The organism is Dactylosporangium sp. NBC_01737 (genome assembly GCF_035963215.1).
GTDB lineage: Bacteria > Actinomycetota > Actinomycetes > Mycobacteriales > Micromonosporaceae > Dactylosporangium.
Window position 1 is genome coordinate 2,830,692 of the sequence record NZ_CP109153.1, and the last position, 14,965, is coordinate 2,845,656.

Here is a 14,965-nt window from a genome sequence, read left to right on the forward strand (position 1 = left end):
GCAGCCGGCCGCAGCCATCACACCGCCCGGCCTGGTCCACATGGCGTCTCCGGTGGCGGACAAACTGGCCCTGTACGCCGACCGGTTCCGGGCCCGGACGGACGTGTACGCGGTGCGTTGGGAGAACAACCGGACCGGCACGAGCGGGTGGATGCCCGCGGTCGCCGGCGGCTGGCGCAAAGGAGCCGACCGGAGAGCTGCCACGTATCTCCCGCTCACCGCCGAGGTCGTCTCGGCGCACCTGGTGGGTGACGTCTTCATCGGGCTGTACCCGCTGCTCAGCGACAACTCATGTCACTTTCTCGTAGCGGACTTCGACGGCCCGGCCGCGATGCTCGACGCGCTCGCCTACACCAAGGCGGCACGCGCCAGCGGGGTACCGGCGGCGCTCGAGATTTCCCAGTCCGGGCGTGGCGCACACGTGTGGGTGTTTCCATCGAAACGATCTCCGCCGCCGTGGCCCGCTGCGTCGGCACCGCGCTGATCCACGAGGCAACGGGGCTGCGCGGCACGATGGACCTGCGCTCCTACGACCGGCTGTTCCCGAACCAGGACGTGCTGCCCGAGGGTGGCTTCGGCAACCTGATCGCCGCGCCGTTGCAGGGCCGCCGCCGCAGGGACGGGCTGACGGCGTTCCTCGACCTGGCGACGCTGGAGCCGCACGAGGACCAGTGGGCGTACTTGTCGACCCTGGACCGGCTCAGCCCGGGCCACGCGGCCAGGGTCGCCCGGCGCGCGAAACAGGCGGTCGTTGGCGCCGACGTCGGCATGCTGAGCAGATCCGATGCCACGAAGGTGCATCCGCCGCTGCCCGCCGTGGTGCACGCTGAGCTCGGCGCCGGGCTGAGCATGGGCGCGGCCCAGCTGACGCCTGCGGCGTTGTCGACGTTCAAGCATGCGGCCTCCATGGCCAACCCGAAATTCTACGAACTGCAGCGCCTGCGGAAATCCACCTGGGACACGCCGCGGTTCGTCCGGGGGTACGACCTCACCGTCGACGACCTCCTGGTCCTGCCACGCGGACTGCGCCACACCGTCGAAGCGATCGTCGAGCGCGCCGGATCACGCCTCGCCATCACGGACGTGCGAAATCCTGGCCGCGAGATCGACGTCGCCTGCACAGCACAACTCGACACCAGACAGAGCGCGGCGGTCGGCGCGTTGCTCGCGCATGACGACGGCGTCCTCGTCGCGCCGCCGGGGTCGGGCAAGACAGTCATGGCCTGCGCGGTGATCGCCGAGCGGGGCACGGCGACCCTCGTGCTCGTCGACCGGAAGGCACTGGCCGAGCAAGTGGCGAGCCCGGATCGAGCAGTTCCTGGGCATCAAGCCGGGGCAGGTCGGTGGCGGCCGGCGCAAGCTCAGCGGGGTGGTGGACATCGCCATGCTGCCCTCCCTGGCCAGGCGCGACGACGTCGCCGAACTCACCAACGGCTACGGGCACGTCATCGTCGACGAGTGCCACCATCTCGCGGCCGCCTCGTACGACCACTCGGTCAAACGCATGGCCGCGCAGTTCTGGCTCGGCCTCACCGCCACCCCGGCGCGGCGTGACGGACTCGGTGAACTCGTCCTCTGGCAACTCGGACCCGTCCGGCACACCATCACGCATGAGCCGCCCGGCAACGATCAGGGCACACTGCTGGACGCCTGGGAGGCTGATGCGGGACCACGGCGGCTGCTGTACCTGCACGAGACCGCCTTCGAGCTCCGCTCCGGTGGCGCCGAGCCGTCCGCTGCGATCGCCGAAGCGCACCGCGCCATCGCCGTCGACCAGGCACGCAACGCACAACTCGTCGCCGATGTGACCGCCGCCCTGCAGCGCGGGCGCAACTGCCTGGTGCTCACCAGGCGAGTCGCACATGTGGAAGCGCTGAACTCCGCGCTCGCTTCGCGGGGCCGCCAGGCGCTCGTGCTGCAGGGCGGCATGTCGACCAGCGACCGGCGCGCCACCGTGAGGCGGCTCGCCGACGTCAAGGCGGGAGACGGCGTACTGGTCATCGGCACAACGCCGTTCATCGGTGAAGGCTTCGACGCACCGGCCCTCGACACGCTGTTCCTGGCCGCGCCGGTCTCCTACGACGGGCTGCTCGTCCAATGCGCCGGCCGGGTGATCCGTGCCGCGCCCGGCAAGGACGTCGCCGAGGTCCACGACTACCACGACCGCGCCACGCCGGTCCTCGCCGCCTCGCTGCAACGCCGCATGCCCGGGTACCGCGCGCTCGGGTTCACCAGCGCATAAGAATGTTGATAAACGACAGCGAGAGCGTGTTGATGTCGTTCTATCGACGATTGGGACGCAGTGTCTAAGCCCTGATCCACCGATGAGATTGATGTGGCGGGGACGTCTCGGACGCGACAATGCCCCCGCGAGCTGGAAAGATAGAGGTTCTTGAGGCATCTATCGTTCAGTTCGAGAGGGCACCGTCCGGGTGAGAATATCGCACGGCGCGGCACGGCTGCGCGCATCGTTTGATGATCCGAATCTGGTGTCGTGTGCCGGGCTGGCGCCGGTCAACCCCGCCAAGCGACCCCGAGCGCACCGGCAAACCGGCCGGCCACCGCTGCACGCCCTGACCAACACCCAAGATCACGGAACCAGCCCCACCGAACACCGAAACCTCATCGGTGGATCAGGGCTAAGAGGTCCTAACAAAGTCGTACGACGTGCCGGTAGGTAATGATGCAGGTGGCGAGGCTGAGGAAGGCTTCGTGGATGTCATCGCGGCGTTCCAGCGGGTGCGGAGCCGTTCATGCCGTGGTCCCAGGCGATGGTTCGTTCGATCACCCACCGGTAGACGCGAGTCCAGAGCCGTGTGGTGTACCGCGCCGCGCGATGCGCGGACGGATGCCTTGCGGCGGACGACCCTGCGGTACGTGTCGTGGTCGTAGGCGCGGTCGGCGAAGATTTCCTTGGGTCGCTGCCGTGGCCGGCCGCGTCGGCCCCGCACGGGTGGGATCTTGTCGATCAGTGGCAGGAGGTCGGTGAGTCGTTGCGGTTGCCGCCGGTCAACGAGACGGCGAGAGGGATGCCGGCGCCCTCGGTCAGGACGTGGTGCCGCTAGCACGTCATCCCGGACCCGAACCCCAGTTCCTGAGCAGGAACTCCCATTGGATGCCCGTGTGCAGCACGAACAGGATCCCGGACAGCACCTGCCGGTCAGAGATCCGTTTGCGTCCTGGACGCCGGGGATCGCGGGGCACGGGCTTGGGCAGCAACGGCTCAATACGCTCCTGAGCTACGAGGGCGCGATGATCAGTGCGCCGACGCCCGTGTTGACCTGCGTCAGTACATGCCCGCCCGGTGTGCCCCAGGCGCGTTCGGGCCAGGACTGACCGCCGATCATACGGCTGGAGTTGTGACCGGCCCACACTCCGTTCGGCGCACCGGGGTTTGTCCGTCGTGGTGAGGGCGGCTCCTCCGCCGAACACTGGTCGAGCCCGGGCCATGGGGCTGCCGCACGTGCGGGCTGCCGCATGCAGCCTCTGACTACACCGACGTCGTGGTGCGGGGTGGGTCGGCGGTCAGCACGGACAGGGCGTGCTCCACGACGGTGATCAGGGCCTGTTTCACGGAGTCGCGGGAACGGGCGTCGATGAGGACCAGGGGCACGTGATCGGCGATGGCGAGGGCCTCGCGGAGTTCGTCGACGTCGTACTGCGGGGCGCCGTCGAAGCAGTTGACCGCGGTCAGGTACGGCAGGTCGCGGTGCTCGAAGAAGTCGATGGGGACGAAGCTGTCCTGGATGCGGCGGGTGTCGACGATGACCACCGCGCCCAGTGCGCCGCGCATCAGCTCGTCCCACATGAACCAGAAGCGGGTCTGGCCGGGGGTGCCGAACAGGTACAGGATCAGGTCGCGGGCGATCGTGATGCGGCCGAAGTCCATGGCGACCGTGGTGGTGCTCTTCGCCGGGACGGCGCTGGTGTCGTCGACGTGGGTGCCGGCGGCGGTCATGACGGCCTCGGTGGTCAGGGGCGTGATCTCGGAGATCGAGCCGACGAGGGTGGTCTTGCCGGCGCCGAAGCCGCCGGCGATGACGATCTTCGCGGCGGTGACCCGGCTCGCGTTCGGGTGGAGCCGGTCAGAGGCTGCGGAGTCCAACGAGAACCCTTTCCAATATGTTGATCCGCTCCTCCGTGTCGCTCGCGTCGAGCGGCTCGTAGAGGGTCAGGATCCCTTCGGTGATCATGTCGGCGACGAGGACGCGGGCGATGCCGAGTGGCACTCGCATGTGCACGGCGATCTCGGCGAGGGACTGGGCGCGGCCGTTGCAGAGGGTGGCGATGAGGTGCCGGTCGCGTCCGGCGTAGCGGCTCTCCTCGACGCCCCGCTGCATGGTCAGCATCACCGCCTCGATGGCGATCTCCCGGGTGGGCTCGGTCCGGCCTCGGGTCATCGCGTACGGGCGGACGAGATTCCCGCGCGGGTCCTCCTCGCCGTACGGATTCATTGCCGCCTCCGCCCTCAGCCGTCCTCCCGCCTGCCTTCCTTACCGGGCCGCCGCTTCGCGGGGAGGTGTCGACAGTGACTTGCCGACGCGTTCGACGAGCAGGGCCATCTCGTAGCCGACGTGGCCGACGTCGCACTGCCGGGCCGCGAGTACCACGAGCGAGGAGCCGTCGCTGATCGACATGAGGATGAGGTAGCCGGCCTCCATGTGCACGATGGTCTGCTGCACGGTGCCGCCGTCGAAGTGCCGTGCCGTGCCGTAGGTGAGGCTGACCAGCCCGGCCGTGATCGAGGCGAGCTGCTCGGCCCGCTCCGGCGGGAGGTCGCCCGTGGCGGCCAGCAGCAGCCCGTCGGACGACACCACGATGACGTGGGCGATCCCGTTGAGTTGCTGGGCGAAGCTGTCGAGCAGCCAGCCCATGCTTTCCAACGCGCCGGATCGGGTCATCAGCGATTCTCCTCGGTTGCCGGTGCCGCCTGGTTCGGATTCGACCCGCCCGCCTGCCGTCCACGTTGGACACCCCGCTGGTACGAGGAGAGCAGACCGCGCAGTTCCTCAGCGCTGGGCCGGTTGAGCTTGGTCGGCCGGGTGGGCACGCCGCCCGGCACGAGCTGGGCCTGCGGTGCGCGTTTGGGCAGGCCGGACCGGGTACTGCCGGCGAGCGGCGGATGCTGCGCCGCGGACGCGGCCCGCCAGCCGTCGTCGGCCACGCTGCGCCAGTCAGCGCGCACCGGAGCCCCGGCCTGCGACGCGGAAGGAACCGCGGAAGGAGCCCCCGCATGGGCCGAGGAAGGCACCACGGAAGGAGCCCCCGCATGGGGCGAGGAAGGCACCACGGAAGGCGGCGGCGACGAAGGCACCCCGGAAGGCGGCGCCACAGGTCTGGCAGGAGCCGGCGGCCCCTGCATCACGCTGTGGCCGCGCTCATGGAACCACGCCGTTTCGATCTCGCGGAATATCGGCAGCTCCGTGGTGTCCTCGCCGGCCATGACCGCGTTCCAGACCGGCTGCGGGGGCGGGCTCACCAGGTCGGCCCACCGGCTCGGCGCCGGCTCGGTCGCCGGCATGGGCAACGGCCACGCGGGTGGCTGACCCCGCCCGGGCTCCACCATCGTCGCGGTACCGCCAGGCGCCGCGCCGAAGGCGACCGGCTGGGTCTGGGTCGGCAGCGCGGCGGTCCGCCGCCGGACCGGTATCGCGGGCGCCCGCCTGTCCCGCGGCAGGACAAGGACGCCGTGCGGCAGCACGATCTCCGCGACGGTACCGCCGCCGGCGTTGTTGCGCAGCTGCACGATGATCCGGTGCCGGAAGGCGAGCCGGCCGACGACGGCGATGCCCATCAGCCGGAAGGCGCCGATGTCGACCGGTGGTGGCTGGGCGAGCCGGCCGTTGTAGGCGGCCAGCGACTCCGGGTCGATGCCGAGCCCGCGGTCCTCGATCTGCAGGATCGCGCGGTCGCCGAGGCGCCGGCCGGTGAGCAGGACCGGCGCGTTCGGCGGCGAGAACCGGGTCGCGTTGTCCAGCAGCTCGGCGAGCAGCCGGACGGTGTCGTTGACGGCGGGGGCCGCCACGAAGATGTCGTCGTCGACCGCGGGGAACTCGATCCGCTCGTACAGCTCGATCTCGGACTGGGCGGCGCGCATCACGTCGATGAGCGGCGCGTTCTGGCGGCGCGGCGGTGTGGTGTCGGCGCCGGCGAGCACCAGCACGTTCTCGTCGTTGCGCCGCATCCGGGTGGCGAGGTGGTCCAGCTGGAAGAGATCGGCCAGCCGTTTGGGATCCTCCTCGCCGCGCTCGATCCGGTCGAGCTGGCCGATCATCCGGTCGACCAGGGTCTGACTGCGGCGCGCCAGGTTGAGGAACATGGCCGAGACGCTGTTGCGCAGCACGGCCTGCTCGGCCGCGACCCGGACCGCTTCGCGGTGCACGATGTTGAAGGCCCGCGCCACCTCGCCGATCTCGTCCTTGCTGTGGAACCCGATCGGGTCGCGGACCTGATCGGCGAGTTCCTGGGGTGAGCGCTCCTGCAGCGTCTGGACGTCGCGGAACTGGCTGACCGCGGCGGGCAGGTCGTGCTCGGCCACGGCGAGCGCACTCTGCCGCAGCCGCCGCAGGGACACGACCATGGAGCGGGCGGTCACCAGGGCCAGGCCGAGCACGACCGCCAGGACGAGCACCACGATGGCCGACTCGACGATCACCTGGCGGCGCACGGCGGAGCTGATCCCGGCGGCGTCGGCGATGAGCCCGTCGTCGAGCCGCTCCTCGGTCCAGCGCATGAGGTCGTTGACCGCGCCGAAGACGGACACCGCGTCATCGGCGGTGACCGGGGACGGCTGGCCGACCGAGCGCTGCAGCGTGCTCGTCATGTCGTCGGCCATCTGGGTCGCGTCGCCGGCGATCGTGGCCTCCACGATCCGGCGCTGCTCCACGTTGGCCGAGAGCGAGAAGGCGACGAACGCCTCCTGCTGGCCGGTGAGCGTGGCCAGCAGCGCTGAGAACTGATGGGCGTCGAGCGGGCCGGCCTTCAGCGCGGCGTAGACGATCGCCTCCTGCTCCGCCAGGCGCGCCTTCGCCTTGGAGAACGCCGCCGCCGCCCGCAGCCCGTCGGCGAGGTCCGGGTCGGTGCTCACCTGCCCGAGTGCCTCCCGGTAGGAGACGAGGTCCTCGACGATCACGCCGTACCGCAGCAGGACCTCGGCGACCGATACCCCCTGCCGGCTGCTGACCTCAGCGCGGATCGTCGCGACGGCCTCGAGCTGGTCGTCGATGCGCTGCAGCCGGTCCCGGATCGCGGTGGGCACGTCGCCGAGCGAGTCGCGGCGCTTCGCGTAGGCGGCGATGGCCTGGTCGGTCCGCAGGATCTGCCGGTTGAACGCCTCCAGCGCCGGGGTGGGGGAGGACAGCAGCACCGCAGCGGCCATCCGTTCCAGATGGATCTGCTGGGAGAGGGCCGACACGCCGGCCGACAGCCGGGTGAGGGCACCCACCCGGACGGCGTCGCTCGCGCGGTCGGCGGCGCTGTCCAGCCGGAACGCGGCCAGCGTCACGATCGCCACGATGGGAATCAGCAGGATGAGCCCGAGTTTGGCGCGGATCCTGGTGTTGGCCAGTCGGGGCCGACCGATGCGCAACCTACTACCTGCAGGCTTCTTCGATGCGGGCATGCAAGGTCTCCGCGTGCTCGTGGTCGCCTAGGACGGTCCGGCGGATCGACGGTCGCGCGGGATTGTGACCCGGCGGCCCCCGGGGCGCAGGACAGCGCATTCCACCATGTCCGACATTCCTGAGGAAACCCCGTGCGCCGCCGGACGGTCCGGCGTTTCCGGCCGGTTCCAAGATCTCCCGTCCTACATTTCCTGGTCGTCGGCGTTCGCAACCAGGGCGTTCGCGGAAGTCAGTAAGTACTCTCATGGTCATCAATTGAGTATGATCACAAACTCTTTCAGTAATGGTGTCGGAACGCGTATTTCGAGCCTCTTGACCGTCCTGGTACGAGTTGGCAAGGTGTTGGCGGTCATCGCCGTCCAGATGGACAGGGAATCGAGCGAGGAGAATCGACTTGCGACGCTGGCGATCGTTTGCGGCGATGCTTGCGGTGATCCTGGTGCCCGCAGCTGGATGTACTGGCGTCAATTCGAGTGACAAAACCGATGTGGTTGTCGCGGCCAGCCTGGAACTTTCCGGCAGCGCGGCCGACCTCGGCACGGCGTACAAGCGCGCCCTGGACCTGCGGGTGGCCCAGATCAACTCCGGCGGTCTGCTGGGCCGGCGCCGGATCGCCTTGCGGGTGCGCGACAACCGCAGCGACCCGGCGATCGCGCTGACTCAGATCACGGAGTTCGCCGGCGACCCCGCCGTCACCGCGATCATCACCGGTGCCTGCGCCGAGTGTGTGACCGGGGCCGCGAAGGTGATCAACGACGGGCACCTGCCGACGATCGCGCTGTCGCCGGTGGCCGAGGTGAGCGCCCCGCTGGCCGATCGCAGGTACATCTTCCGGCTGGCGCCCAACGTGGACGACGACGCCGGCGTCCTGGCCGGTGAGTTGGCCCGGGCCGGGCGGCGCAAGGTCGCCTTCGTCTCCAGCGACGACGCGTACGGCCGGGGTGGCGCGGAGGCGCTGGCGCGCGAGGTCGCCAAGATCGGTGCCAAGGTGGTCGCCCACGGGCAGTACGCCCCCACCGACGCCGACCTCGGCCGGGCGGCCCGGGCGGCGGTCGCCGGCAACCCGGACGCGATCGTGGTCTGGGGCTATCCACCGCAGGCCGCGACGGCCATCGGGGCCGTCCGTGACGCCGGCTACCGCGGCCAGGTGTACCTGGACGCCGGCGCCGCGGGGGAGCTCTTTCTCGGCGGGACGTCCGCGACCACCGACGGCACGGCGCTCGTCTTCACCCAGACGCTCGCCATCGACGACGTCATCGCGACCACCCCCGCGAAGGCGGCCCGCCGGCAATGGTTCCAGGACTACATGTCCCGCTACGGCACGTACCACGGGCACGCGTCATTCGCCGCGGACGCCCTGCAGCTCATTGTGAATGCGGTCGTCAAATCCGGATCGGTCGACGGGGAGACGCTGCGCGCGGTGCTGGAAACCTCGCAGATCGACGGTCTCAGCGGTCAGATCAGATTGACACCTGGCAATCACTCCGGCTTCATGCCGCAGTCGCTGACGATGCTCGAGGCGCGCGGCGGCCGCTGGCGTCTGCTCGGTTAGCACATTCGTTCGGAACTTTCGAAACATCTTGCCTTGAAATGTGTCGGGCGTGCCTGGACCGCGAAGGGTCCGCCCCGGAAAAGAAGTGGGGAATCCGCGATGAGGCGTTACCGTGCATTGCTGGTATCGGTGCTGGCCACGGCATTGATCGGCGCGGCGGGGGGCTGCACGACTCCGAAGTCCGAACCCGCCGCCTCGGAGAAGCAGCTCGACAAGGTCACCTACCTGACGGCGTTCGGCGCGGTCGGCCGTGACGCCTTCGCCTGGGTGGCACAGGAGAAGGGCTACTTCAAGGAGTCCGGGCTCGACGTCACCATCCAGCTCGGCGCGGCCACGGGCGAGAACCTGAAAGGTCTCGCCGCCGGACAGGCGCAGTTCGCCAACCTGGACCTGATCGGGGCCTGGATCCTCGCCGGCAAGGGCGACTACAAGGACTTCCGGACCATCGCCGCGATCCACCAGCAGTCGCTGGTCTCGATCGTGACACTGGAAGGGTCGGGCATCACCTCGCCCAAGGACCTCGAGGGCAAGAAGGTCGGCGCCGCGACCGGCTCGGTCAACCAGCTGCTGTTCCCGGCCTACGCCAAGCTGGCCGGCATCGACGCGACCAAGGTCCAGTGGGTCAACGCCCAGCCCCCGCAGCTGCCCGCGCTGCTGGCCGGCGGTCAGGTCCAGGCGTTGAGCACGTTCCTCATCGGCTCCAAGGGCATCGAAAAGGCGGCCGGCGGCAAGAAGGCCGTGATCCTGCCCTACAGCAAGTACCTCGGAGACCTGTACGGCAACGGCATCATCACCACCGCGAAGATCGCCAAGGAGAACCCGGACCTTGCCCGGCGGTTCCGCGACGCGTCGCTCAAGGCCGTCAAGTACTCCATCGAGCACCCGGACGAGGCCGCGCAGATCCTGAAGAAGGCGCAGCCCGCCGCCGACATCACCGCCGCCGTCGGCGAGATCACGCTGATGACGCCGTACGTCAGCTCCGGCGCCGCGATCGGTGCCATGGACCAGGAGCGCGTCGCCCGCGCCATCGCCACCCTGCAGGCCGGCGGCCTCATCCCGGCCGGCCTGACCCCGGACGCCGTCGTCGACTTCGGCATCACCCCGAAGGCCTGACCCCGAAGGCCTGACCCCGAAGGCCTGACCCCGAAGGCCTGACCCCGAAGGCCTGACGCCGAAGGCCTGACGCCGAAGGCCTGACGCCGAAGGCCTGACGCCGAAGGCCCGACGCCGAAGGCCCGACACCGAAGAAGGCGTGACGCCGAAAGCCGGGAGGAGCCGCACCATGACCACATCCATCGACCCCAGCAGGTCGCGGTACTCATTCGACAACGACGACCCCGAGTCCGTGGGGCGGCACAACCACCTGTCCGCCATGCTCGACGACTTCACCTTCAGCCGGCTCGGCACGCTCGGCGACCTGACCGGCCGGCGCTGCCTGGAGGTCGGCGCCGGCGGCGGCAGCGTCGCCCGCTGGCTCGCCGCCCGGACCGGCCAGAACGCCCAGGCCGGCCAGAACGCCCAGGCCGGCCAGAACGCCCAGGCCGGCCAGAAGGGCCGGGTGCTGGCCACCGACCTCAACATCCGGCACATCCCGGCCGATGACGGGTACGCCGTGCTCCAGCACGACCTGGTCACCGAGCCCGTGCCGGAAGGCCCCTGGGACCTCATCCACGCGCGGCTGGTGCTGCTGCACATCCCCCAGCGCGCGGAGATCCTCGCGCGACTGGCGGCGGCCCTCGCCCCGGGCGGGGCGCTCGTGCTGGAGGAGTGGGCGACGGAGTTCGGCAACCTGTGCCTCTCGGCGCCGGACCGCGAAACCGCCGGGCTCATCGACCACTACCAGGACGTCCTGGTCAACCAGGTGCTGCCCGCCCGGGGCAACGATCCGACCTGGGCCGCACGGGTGCACGCCACGATGTTGGCCGAAGGGCTGGTCGACGTCGACACGGCCATCCACGCGGAGTCCTGGCCCGGGGGTACCCCGGGCGCGTTGCTCATCGCCGTCAACGTGGCCCAGCTCCGCAAGGAGTTCATCGCCGCCGGCTTCACCGCCGAGCGGATCGAGCGGCTCAACGCGGCGGTGCAGGACCCGCGCCTGGTCGTCCGGGGGCACTTCACCTACTCGACCATCGGCCGCCGTGCCTGAGAAAGCCGTGCCTGAGAAAGCCGTGCCGGAGAAGGCCGTGTTCGAGGAACGAGCGTCGTCGCCGTGGTACGTGGTGGCCCTGCCGGCCGCCGGTGCCACGGCGGCGATCGGCCTCTGGTGGGGTGCGACCGTGGTCTTCGGCATCCGGTCGTTCTTCCTGCCGGCACCGCCGGACATCGTCGCGTCGTTCCGCGCGCAGCCCGCCTACCTGCTCCGGGAGACCTGGGCCACGCTGTCGGAGACGCTGTTCGGCTTCGTGATCGGGGTGGTCGCCGGCCTGGCCATCGCCATGCTGCTCACCGCGTCGAGGGCGGTCGAACGGGCCACGCTGCCGCTGCTCGTCGCGCTCAACTCGATCCCGAAGGTCGCGATCGCGCCGCTGCTGATCGTGTGGCTGGGCTACGGGCCGAAGCCGAAGATCGTGCTGGTGGTGCTGATCTGCTTCTTCCCGATCGTCGTGTCGACGGTCGCCGGGCTGACCTCCACCCCGGCCGACCTCGGCGAGCTGGCCCGCTCCCTGTCCGCCTCCTGGTGGCAGGGCTACTGGAAGGTCCGGCTGCCGTGGGCGCTGCCGCAGGTCTTCGTCGGGCTGAAACTGGGCATCTCGCTGGCCGTCATCGGCGCCGTGGTCGCCGAGATCAGCAGCCCGAACGAGGGGCTCGGCGCCGTCATCGTGCTGTCGGGCAGCTCGCTGGACACCCCGCTCGCGTTCGCCGCCATCGTGCTGCTGGCGTTGCTGAGCATCGTGCTCTTCTACCTCATCGTCGCCCTGGAGCGGCTGCTGCTGCCGTGGGCGCGGGCGATCTCCGCGTAACCCTCCAGGAGGGGCCATGATCGAGCTTGCCGGGGTGTCCCGGACCTTCCGCACCCGCTCCGGCGACGTCGAGGCGCTGCACGGCATCGACCTGACGGTCGCCGAGGGTGAGTTCCTCGCCGTCATCGGCCGCTCCGGCTGCGGCAAGTCCACCCTGCTGCGGCTGGTGGCCGGGCTGCTGCCGCCGACGCGCGGCAAGGTGCTCATCGGCGGCGCCCCCGTCACCCGCCCCCGCCGCGACGTCGCCCTGATGTTTCAGCGGCCGGCCCTGCTGCCGTGGCGGTCCGTGCTCGCCAACGTGCTCCTGCCGGTGGAGATGCACGGCGGCCCGCGCGCGCTGCACCGGGAGCGGGCCCGCCAGCTGCTCGACGCGGTCGGCCTGGCCGGCTTCCACAAGCGGCTGCCCCACGAACTGTCCGGCGGCATGCAGCAACGCGTCGCGCTGTGCCGCGCCCTCATCCAGCGGCCGAAGGTCCTGCTCATGGACGAGCCGTTCTCCGCCCTCGACGCGCTGACCCGCGAGGAGCTGGCGGGGCAGCTCCAACAGGTGCACATGGACCTGCGGCCCACGACCGTCTTCGTCACCCATTCCATTCAGGAAGCGGTACTGCTGGCCGACCGCGTCGCCGTCCTCAGCGAGCGCCCGGGACGCGTCCGGCGCGTCCTCACCGTCGACATCCCCCGCCCCCGCTCGTTCGGCCGCAACGCACACCTCGCGGACGTGGCGACGTGCGTGGCCGAGCTGACCGATCTCCTGCACGCCACCGACGCGCCCGCACCCATCCACATCACCTGACCCTGGTCAGCGGCGGTTCGGCGCCGCCTCCTGCTGCTCCTGCACCAGCGAGTCCACGGCCTTCTGGGTCGACCGGAGCGCCTCCATGGTGGTGTTGATCTCCTGGATGCTCTTCACCGCCTCGCCGGTCTGAATCCGGATCTGCTTGATCTGGACCTCGATCTGTTCGGTCGCCTGCCCGGTCTCGGTCGACAGCTCCTTGACCTCGCCCGCGACGACGGCGAAGCCCTTGCCCGCGTCGCCGGCCCGGGCCGCCTCGATCGTGGCGTTGAGCGCCAGCAGGTTGGTCTGGGCCGCGATCGTGGTGATCAGGTTGCCCACGTTGCCGATCTCGACGCTGCTGGCGTCGAGCTTGCTGATCGTCGCCGCGGCCTGGTCCGCCCTGGTGGCGGCCGCCGTCACGGCGTCGCCGAGGTCGCGGCTGACCTGGCCGAGCTTCGCCGCGGAGGCGGTCAGCTGCTCCAGCTGGTACTCCGCGGTGGCCATCAGCGTCTTCTCGTTGTCGATGTCGAAGAGGGCGCCCGCGACCCGGAGCGGCACGCCGGTGCGGTCCCGTTTCGTCGCCCCGGTGGCACGGAACCACCGGTAGGTGCCGTCCTTCAGCGCGAGCCGGTACTCGATGTCGTACGGGATCCGCCCGGTCCGGTCGTTGAGGTGGTTCATGAACGCGGTGACCACCCGGTCGACGTCGTCGGCGTGCAGCCGCGAGGCCCAGCTGGACAGGATGTTCGGAAAGTCGCGCTCGTCGGTGAAGCCCAGCATGTGCCGGAACTCCTGCGACCAGTTGAACGTGTTGTTCGGGTTCACCGGGTCGTCCGCGACCACGTCCATGTCCCACAGGCCGATCCCGGCCGCGTCGGTCATCAGCTCGAACCGCTCGACCGCGGCCGACTGCTTGCCGCGCAGCAACTCGATCTCGGCCCTGAGCGCGTCACGCTCCGCGGTCACCGACGCCAGTTGCGAGTGCTCCGCCCCTGAGGCAACGCTGCCGACCGGGTGTTTCGGTTCCCGCCACCAAGCCATGCGCCAACTCCCGTCCCGCTCCTGTCCTGCTCTCCTGCTTATCGGCCTCTCACCGCCGAGCTGAGCTTTCTGCTGCACCGGGTGTACGGACCGCGGCGATCGTGAACAGGTCGCGTTCGGGGCCGGTCAGCTGCATGCCCGCCGGCCAGATCGCCCGCAGCTCACGGCGCAGGTCCACGCCCGTGACCGGAATCATGGCCAGGGTGCCGGCGGCGAGGTCGGCGGTCACCGCGAGGGAACTGAGCACCGCGGGGGTGTCGCCGTACGCCACCGCGTGCTTGATCGCGGTCGTCGAGGACAGCTCCAGCAGCGCGACGGTGGACGAGCCCAGCGCCTGCTCCAGCGCGCGGCGGGTGCCGGAGCCGGCCTCGCGGGTGACCAGCGGCGTCGCGGCGAGCTCGGCAGCCGTGACACCCCGGCGGCGGCGGGTCCAGGGGTGCCCCGGGGCGACGACGACGGTGAGGCTGTCGGTGGCGACGGTCGCGGCGTGCAGCCCCGACGGCAGGTCAGGGCCCTCGATGAAGCCGAGCGCGGTCTCGCCGGCCAGGACGCGGGCGGCGACGTCGGCGGAGTTGGCGGCCTGCAGCACGACGCTGAGGTCCGGGTGCGCGGCGCGCAGCGCGACGAGCCACGCGGGGAGCAGATACTCCGCGACCGTCTGGCTGGCGGCGACCGCGAGGCGGCGGGTGTGGGTGTCGCGGAGCGCCGCCACGCCGAGGGCCAGCGCGGATGCGGCGTCGACGGCGGCACGGGCCCAGTCCGCCACGAGCGCACCGGTCGGCGTGAGGGTCGAGCCGCGCGTGGTGCGGTGCAGCAGCGTGAGCCCGAGCCGGCGCTCCAGCTGGCGGAGGCGGGCGCTGGCGGCCGGCTGGGAGACACGGTGCTCCGCGGCCGCGCGCCCGACGCTGCCGAGGCGGGCCACGGACAGCAGCAGGTCGAAGCTGGTGAGGTCGGCGACCTGCGGCGGCAGCGGCATAACCGCAGCCTATGGCTGCATCACGTGCGGACCGCT

Annotated in this window: 13 protein-coding genes and 3 pseudogenes; 9 read left to right on the forward strand and 7 right to left on the reverse strand. The window is 70.5% G+C overall.

The annotated features are described in order from the left end of the window. Nucleotides 1-40: 40 nt before the first annotated feature. From OHA72_RS64635 to OHA72_RS12590, 3 genes and pseudogenes are all read left to right on the forward strand, one after another. A pseudogene (locus tag OHA72_RS64635) lies at nucleotides 41-1,239 on the forward strand (TOTE conflict system archaeo-eukaryotic primase domain-containing protein); the annotation flags it as partial. Nucleotides 1,240-1,384: 145 nt separating this feature from the next. Further along, nucleotides 1,385-1,489 (forward strand): annotated as a pseudogene (locus tag OHA72_RS12585) (hypothetical protein); the annotation flags it as partial. 15 nt (nucleotides 1,490-1,504) lie between these two features. Continuing rightward, the gene (locus tag OHA72_RS12590; RefSeq protein ID WP_327011541.1) at nucleotides 1,505-2,242 is read left to right on the forward strand and encodes a DEAD/DEAH box helicase; all 738 of its coding nucleotides are present in this window, start codon (nucleotides 1,505-1,507) and stop codon (nucleotides 2,240-2,242) included. A gap of 407 nt (nucleotides 2,243-2,649) precedes the next feature. Here the strand turns inward: OHA72_RS12590 and OHA72_RS12595 are convergent. The 5 genes and pseudogenes from OHA72_RS12595 to OHA72_RS12615 all read right to left on the reverse strand — a co-directional run bounded on the left by OHA72_RS12595 (nucleotide 2,650) and on the right by OHA72_RS12615 (nucleotide 7,621). Then, a pseudogene (locus OHA72_RS12595) lies at nucleotides 2,650-3,228 on the reverse strand (transposase). 262 nt (nucleotides 3,229-3,490) lie between these two features. Next, the gene (locus OHA72_RS12600) at nucleotides 3,491-4,105 is read right to left on the reverse strand and encodes a GTP-binding protein (RefSeq protein ID WP_327008025.1); all 615 of its coding nucleotides are present in this window, start codon (nucleotides 4,103-4,105) and stop codon (nucleotides 3,491-3,493) included. After that, nucleotides 4,086-4,454, reverse strand: a complete 369-nt coding sequence (locus OHA72_RS12605) for a DUF742 domain-containing protein (RefSeq protein WP_327008026.1) — start codon at nucleotides 4,452-4,454, stop codon at nucleotides 4,086-4,088. Before OHA72_RS12605 ends, OHA72_RS12600 begins: the two co-directional genes overlap by 20 nt. A gap of 39 nt (nucleotides 4,455-4,493) precedes the next feature. Beyond that, the gene (locus OHA72_RS12610) at nucleotides 4,494-4,901 is read right to left on the reverse strand and encodes a roadblock/LC7 domain-containing protein (protein WP_327008027.1); all 408 of its coding nucleotides are present in this window, start codon (nucleotides 4,899-4,901) and stop codon (nucleotides 4,494-4,496) included. Further along, the gene (locus OHA72_RS12615) at nucleotides 4,901-7,621 is read right to left on the reverse strand and encodes a sensor histidine kinase (protein ID WP_327008028.1); all 2,721 of its coding nucleotides are present in this window, start codon (nucleotides 7,619-7,621) and stop codon (nucleotides 4,901-4,903) included. The genes OHA72_RS12610 and OHA72_RS12615 overlap by 1 nt, the downstream gene beginning before the upstream one ends. Nucleotides 7,622-7,727: 106 nt before the next feature. On the opposite strand from OHA72_RS12615, the gene OHA72_RS12620 reads away from it, so the two are divergent. The 6 genes from OHA72_RS12620 to OHA72_RS12645 all read left to right on the forward strand — a co-directional run bounded on the left by OHA72_RS12620 (nucleotide 7,728) and on the right by OHA72_RS12645 (nucleotide 12,930). Beyond that, nucleotides 7,728-8,099, forward strand: coding sequence for a hypothetical protein (locus OHA72_RS12620; protein ID WP_327008029.1), 372 nt, complete (start codon nucleotides 7,728-7,730; stop codon nucleotides 8,097-8,099). Then, nucleotides 8,017-9,174, forward strand: a complete 1,158-nt coding sequence (locus OHA72_RS12625) for an ABC transporter substrate-binding protein (RefSeq protein ID WP_442788569.1) — start codon at nucleotides 8,017-8,019, stop codon at nucleotides 9,172-9,174. Before OHA72_RS12620 ends, OHA72_RS12625 begins: the two co-directional genes overlap by 83 nt. 99 nt (nucleotides 9,175-9,273) lie before the next feature. Beyond that, nucleotides 9,274-10,287 (forward strand): ABC transporter substrate-binding protein, encoded by a 1,014-nt coding sequence (locus tag OHA72_RS12630; RefSeq protein ID WP_327008031.1) that lies wholly within the window; start codon nucleotides 9,274-9,276, stop codon nucleotides 10,285-10,287. Between the two features lie 169 nt (nucleotides 10,288-10,456). Then, nucleotides 10,457-11,320, forward strand: a complete 864-nt coding sequence (locus OHA72_RS12635) for a class I SAM-dependent methyltransferase (RefSeq protein WP_327008032.1) — start codon at nucleotides 10,457-10,459, stop codon at nucleotides 11,318-11,320. 7 nt (nucleotides 11,321-11,327) lie between these two features. Further along, complete coding sequence (locus OHA72_RS12640) at nucleotides 11,328-12,134, forward strand: ABC transporter permease (protein WP_327008033.1); 807 nt, start codon at nucleotides 11,328-11,330, stop codon at nucleotides 12,132-12,134. A gap of 16 nt (nucleotides 12,135-12,150) precedes the next feature. Continuing rightward, a complete protein-coding gene (locus OHA72_RS12645) occupies nucleotides 12,151-12,930 on the forward strand; it encodes an ABC transporter ATP-binding protein (protein WP_327008034.1) in 780 nt (259 codons plus the stop codon). Nucleotides 12,931-12,936: 6 nt separating this feature from the next. Here OHA72_RS12645 and OHA72_RS12650 read toward each other — a convergent pair whose 3' ends face one another. Both OHA72_RS12650 and OHA72_RS12655 read right to left on the reverse strand, forming a co-directional pair. Next, a complete protein-coding gene (locus OHA72_RS12650; protein ID WP_327008035.1) occupies nucleotides 12,937-13,878 on the reverse strand; it encodes a methyl-accepting chemotaxis protein in 942 nt (313 codons plus the stop codon). A gap of 124 nt (nucleotides 13,879-14,002) precedes the next feature. After that, complete coding sequence (locus OHA72_RS12655) at nucleotides 14,003-14,929, reverse strand: LysR family transcriptional regulator (RefSeq protein ID WP_327008036.1); 927 nt, start codon at nucleotides 14,927-14,929, stop codon at nucleotides 14,003-14,005. Nucleotides 14,930-14,965 lie beyond the last annotated feature (36 nt).